This is a genomic window from Acidithiobacillus sp. TH-A36 (assembly GCF_057473445.1).
The window spans coordinates 1-5,626 of the sequence record NZ_JBYCKP010000377.1 but is presented as its reverse complement, the minus strand read 5'-3'; the positions used below and the strand labels follow the sequence as shown (position 1 = coordinate 5,626).

Below are 5,626 nucleotides of genomic sequence, written 5' to 3'. Positions count from 1 at the left end.
ACCAACAGATACTTCCGGCTCCCACCAGTTCTGGTCATACACCACATTACCAAACAGCCTGGCCTTAATCCCAACAATGTCCTGGTTCAATTCATAGCTGTTGCCAAAAAAAGCGGGCGTGGCTGATGACGTGAGACCTGCTTTGTCAAGAATGGCCGAGGCTGGTGCAGCACGCTGGGCAGCAGTTTCACCTCCGCCGTAGGCAAAATCATTGATCTCTCCATCCAAAGTTCCGCCGGTGTTCCCCAACCCAAAACTCTGGCGGGCAAAAGAAAGCTCAATACGGTTGAAGAGTCCGACCGATGCGCCATAGGCGTCCATATTGTAGTTGTTCAGCAATACGTGCGAATAAAAAGCGGTCGCGCCAATTTGCTGGTTGGTGCCATAGCCCGAAATCACTGCCCAGGGGTTGATACCACCACCAGCGGCACCGTCTATCGCCGTTACTGCTCCTGTACCCAAAATGCGGCCCTGGCCAAATAAACAGGCCGAACCTATCGCCGCGTTGGCGGCCACAGGGACCAATGCACCCAGCGTGCAGGCCACTGCCAGAATGACTGCTTTTGTAGCGGGTGATTTTGCAGACTTACCCATAATTTTCATACCTCCTCCTAGCCGTTAAGCGGTTCTTGAGTGTCAGAGCACTCATAAAAACACACAGCAAGAAAGGGGCCAGACTCTCAACAAACCTCTAAAAAACCCAAAAATTATTTGTAACGATTTGTTTATCATGAGCAAGCATCAACGCATCATTCAAATAAAACTGTTTATATTTCTTCCGATCCAGCATGACACGTCATGACAACGCCGCAGTCGTGTCATGACAGAAACTGCTGATCTGACTTTCACCACATGAAGTGCAGGACATAAAAAATCCGGTATCGATGTTACCGATACCGGATGTCATCAGGATGAAACTAACGCTCTATCAGAGTGCTTCCTTTTTTTCATCCAGCATCTGTTCAATACGCGGCCCGAGAATCACTTCCATGGCGAAGCCCATTTTCGTACCCGGAATGACCAGGGTATTGGAACGCGACATGAAGCTTCCGGGAATCATCTGCAACAAGGTCGGGAAATGCTCAACTTTGTGATCCCGAAAGCGAATGACTACCATGCTCTCATCGGGCGTAGGAATATCCCGGGCAATGAAAGGATTGGACGTATCTACCAAAGGTACGCGCTGGAAGTTGATATGCGCGCGCGAAAACTGGGGAGTAATGTGATGAATATAATCCGGCATGCGGCGCAAAATCGTGTCCACGATGGCTTCAGCCGAATATCCACGCTGGGCATTATCACGATGGATTTTCTGGATCCATTCGAGATTCACAACCGGCACGACACCAACCAGGAGATCCACATAATTGGCGACATCCACATCTTCGGTTTTCACCCCACCGTGCAGACCCTCATAAAAAAGCAGGTCCGTACCCGTAGGCATATCCTGCCATGGCGTAAAGGTTCCCGGGGCACTACCCCGCAGTTCCGCTTCCACATCATCATGCACATAGTAACGCATCTGGCCATGCCCGGTCTCTCCGTAACTACGGAACAGACGTTCCAGAGACTCAAAATCATTACCTTCGGGACCAAAGTGGCTGATGGTCTTACCTTCTGCTGCTGCCTGGGCAATAGCTTCACGCATTTCCGCCCGGTTATAACGGTGAAAGCTGTCTCCCTCAATGATGACCGGGTTGATCTTCAGGCGCCGAAAAATGTCATGAAATGCATGTTTGACAGTAGTTGTACCCGCTCCCGAAGAACCGGTGACTGCAACAACAGGATACTTTTTAGACATGGTATGAACCTCTTATAGTAAAAAATTCTTTTGCTGACCCATATATTCAAAGGTCACCTTGAAGTCAGTGTAACAAAGGTTACCAGCCGGTCAACACAAAACACGCCATTACCCACGCTTTCGAGGCTTGGATAATGACGTCAAAAGTACTTAAAGCCCGAGATTCTGCCAGATAGCCGTTGTCGCCTCGGACTGATTCAGCGTATAAAAATGCAGGCTGGGTGCGCCTTGCGAGAGCAAGGTCTCACATTGCCGACTCAGCAACTCAATCCCCAACTGATATTGGGACTGCAGATCTTCGCCATAGGCTTGCATGCGGCGCCGCAAATATTGCGGCAACTCGGCTCCGCACATGGCCGAAAAACGGGAAATCTGTTCAAAGTTAGTGATGGGCATGACACCCACTACAATCGGCACATCAACACCCCGCCGCTGTAAATCATCCCGAAGCTGCAAATACGCATCGGGATTATAAAAATACTGGGTGATAACCGCATCTGCACCCGCCTGCACCTTTTCCACGAGATGTTGTAAATCCTCTTCAGCAGAAACGGCCTTGGGATGCACTTCCGGATAACCGGCTACATAAATTTTAAACCCACCGAACCGATGGATAAAAGCCACCAGATCGGCTGCGTATTCAAAATGACCCGGATTACTCATGCCTTCTGGTAAATCACCACGCAAGGCAACAATACGCTGAATACCCTGAGCCCGGTAATCTTCCAGAATTTCCTGGATACCCGATTCCGTAGAGCCAATGCAGGAGAGATGCGGGACAGCTTCCAGATCATAATCCTTGCGGATCATGTCCACCGTGGCGAAAGTCCGTTCTCGCGTAGAACCACCTGCTCCAAAAGTCACTGAAGCATACTCCGGCTTTAAAGGCAGCAAGGCGCGGATGGCTTCCTGCAGGCGTTCTTCGCCTGCAGCATTTTTTGGCGGAAAAAACTCGACGGAGTGCGCCATCAGTAACGATACGCGTCTTTCTTGAAAGGCCCGTGGACGTCAACGCCAAGATATTCGGCTTGGGCCGTTGTCAACTGGGTCAGCACCCCGGCAAAACCTTCCACCATGTAACGGGCCACTTCTTCATCCAGGGTTTTCGGCAGGACGGTGACGCTGATGTGAGAAGACTTCTGCGCGGCAGGCAGGTCAGCAAAGCGCTCCCCGTAAAGGTGTATCTGCGCCAACACCTGATCGGCAAAAGAACCATCCATGATCCGACTGGGATGCCCGGTAGCATTGCCCAGATTCACCAGCCTTCCTTCAGAAAGAAGAATCAGGTAATCATCACTGTCCGCATCAAAGTCCTTGCCTGCAGGTGCATCACGATACACCTTGTGCACCTGAGCCTTGACTTCGTCCCAGGCCCAGTTGGCGCGCATGAAAGCCGTATCAATTTCATTGTCGAAATGACCAATATTACAAACGACAGCGCCTTTCTTGAGTGCCTTCAACATGCCCGCATCGCAGACATTGTAATTACCGGTAGCGGTTACCAACAAGTCAGTCTGGCCCAGCAGATCCTGATCAATACAGGCATCGGTACCATCATTGATACCCTTTTTGTAGGGAGAAACCACTTCATAACCGTCCATGCAGGCCTGCATGGCGCAAATGGGATCCACTTCGGTGACGCGCACAATCATGCCTTCCTGACGCAAGGAAGCTGCTGAGCCCTTGCCCACATCACCATAGCCCAAAACCAGGGCGCGTTTACCGGACAGCAGATGGTCCGTGGCCCGCTTGATGGCATCATTGAGGGAGTGACGACAACCGTATTTGTTGTCATTTTTGCTTTTGGTCACCGAGTCGTTGACATTGATGGCGGGCACCTTGAGCTTACCTTCCCTGGCCATTTCCCAAAGACGATGCACGCCTGTAGTCGTTTCTTCGGAAACACCATGGATGCCTTCCAGCAACTCGGGATACTTCTCATGCAGCAATCCCGTCAGGTCTCCACCATCATCCAGCAGCATATTGGGGCGCCAGCCGTCAGGACCCGTAATGGTCTGCTCCACGCACCACCAGTACTCTTCCTCGCTTTCTCCCTTCCAGGCAAAAACCGGAACACCTGCAGCCGCAACAGCTGCGGCTGCCTGATCCTGCGTAGAAAAAATATTGCAGGAAGACCAGCGCACTTCAGCCCCCAAAGCCACCAGGGTTTCGATAAGTACAGCGGTCTGGATGGTCATATGAATACAGCCCGCAATGCGTGCGCCCTGCAAGGGCTGCTGAGCCTGATATTTCCGGCGAATCGCCATCAATGCCGGCATTTCCGTTTCAGCAATACGGACTTCCTTACGTCCCCAGGCGGCCAGAGACATATCAGCTACTTTAAAGTCTTCACCCGTTTTAAGCACAGCATTCATGGTGGTCGTTCCTTTGATCATGAAAGCGAGCGCGGTTTTACACGAAGGAAAACGGGCCGAGCCTGACCACCAGAGACCTGGCGATTGCAGCGCTCCTCGGCCCGAACTTCCGGCGGAGAGGTTCTCCGCACAGAGGTCTTTTTATCGCAATCCAGCAGCATCCCGCAAGGCTGCGGCCTTGTCGGTCCGTTCCCAGGTAAATTCCGGTTCTTCACGACCGAAATGCCCATAAGCAGCGGTTTTACCATAAATCGGACGGAGCAGATCCAGCATCTGAATAATGCCCTTGGGACGCAGATCAAAATGTTCACGGACCAGTGCAGCGATACGATCATCATCAATTTTGCCGGTACCAAAGGTATCGACCATCAGACTGACCGGCTGGGATACCCCAATGGCGTAAGCCACCTGAACTTCACAGCGGCTCGCCAGACCTGCAGCAACAATATTTTTGGCAACGTAACGACCAGCGTAAGAAGAAGAACGGTCCACCTTGGACGGATCCTTACCTGAAAAAGCACCGCCGCCGTGACTGCCCTGACCACCGTAGGTGTCTACAATGATTTTGCGACCCGTCAAGCCACAATCGCCTACGGGTCCGCCAATGACAAAACGTCCGGTAGGGTTAATCAGATATTTGGTATCCTTGTGCAGCATTTCCGGCGGCAATACCGGCTTGATGATTTCTTCCCGCACCGCTTCCACCAGATCTGCATGACTGATATCCGGGCTGTGCTGGGTGGAGAGGACGACGGCATCAATAGCAACCGGGCGACCATCTTCGTACCGCACCGTCACCTGACTTTTGGCGTCGGGACGTAACCAGGGCAGGCGGCCATCCTTACGTACCAGAGCCTGGCGTTCGGTCAGACGATGGGCGAAATAAATGGGAGTTGGCATCAGCACGTCGGTTTCATCACAGGCAAAACCAAACATGAGACCCTGATCACCAGCGCCCTGGTCCAGATCCAGACCGGCCCCTTCATTCACACCCTGAGCAATATCCGGAGACTGCTTGTCGAGCGTCTGCATCACCGCGCAGGAGGCCCAGTCAAAGCCCATTTCCGATGAATCATAGCCAATCCGGCGCACCGTCTGACGGGCAACGTCTGCGTAATCGACGTTAGCCGTCGTCGTAATTTCGCCGGCCAGAACAATAAGGCCGGTAGTAATCAGGGTTTCAGCGGCTACCCGACCACGCGGATCCTGCGCCAGAATGGCATCAAGGATGGCATCGGAAATCTGGTCTGCGACCTTATCGGGATGACCTTCGGAAACAGACTCAGAAGTAAAAAGATGGCTTTTGGACATGCGTTCAGGCTCCTTGCTGGCGTGGCCGATGAATTGATCGTCGACGGGGACAGAGCGCACTATAGCAAAGGATACACGGCCAAGCGAAGTGAAAGACGCTCACCCCGCAAACAAAATCCACTCAAGCTTCAGGGATGGG

Annotated in this window: 5 protein-coding genes and 1 riboswitch; all 5 genes read right to left on the bottom strand. The window is 52.3% G+C overall.

All coding sequences use genetic code 11. The annotated features are described in order from the left end of the window. Positions 1-603: DUF3034 family protein (locus tag AC2VLY_RS09865; protein WP_486922186.1), on the bottom strand; the 603-nt coding region annotated here is incomplete at its 3' end. Between the two features lie 325 nt (positions 604-928). After that, a complete protein-coding gene (locus AC2VLY_RS09860) occupies positions 929-1,801 on the bottom strand; it encodes a phosphoribulokinase (RefSeq protein WP_193651600.1) in 873 nt (290 codons plus the stop codon). A gap of 150 nt (positions 1,802-1,951) precedes the next feature. After that, positions 1,952-2,770 carry a methylenetetrahydrofolate reductase [NAD(P)H] gene (gene metF, locus AC2VLY_RS09855; protein ID WP_193651599.1) on the bottom strand — a complete coding sequence of 273 codons (819 nt, stop codon included), beginning with the start codon at positions 2,768-2,770 and terminating at the stop codon, positions 1,952-1,954. Then, positions 2,770-4,176, bottom strand: coding sequence for an adenosylhomocysteinase (gene ahcY / locus AC2VLY_RS09850; RefSeq protein WP_193651598.1), 1,407 nt, complete (start codon positions 4,174-4,176; stop codon positions 2,770-2,772). The genes metF and ahcY overlap by 1 nt, the downstream gene beginning before the upstream one ends. A gap of 20 nt (positions 4,177-4,196) precedes the next feature. Continuing rightward, positions 4,197-4,280: riboswitch (S-adenosyl-L-homocysteine riboswitch) on the bottom strand. Between the two features lie 37 nt (positions 4,281-4,317). Then, on the bottom strand, positions 4,318-5,487 hold the full coding sequence (gene metK, locus AC2VLY_RS09845) for a methionine adenosyltransferase (protein ID WP_024894814.1): 1,170 nt from the start codon (positions 5,485-5,487) through the stop codon (positions 4,318-4,320). Between the last annotated feature and the right edge of the window lie 139 nt (positions 5,488-5,626).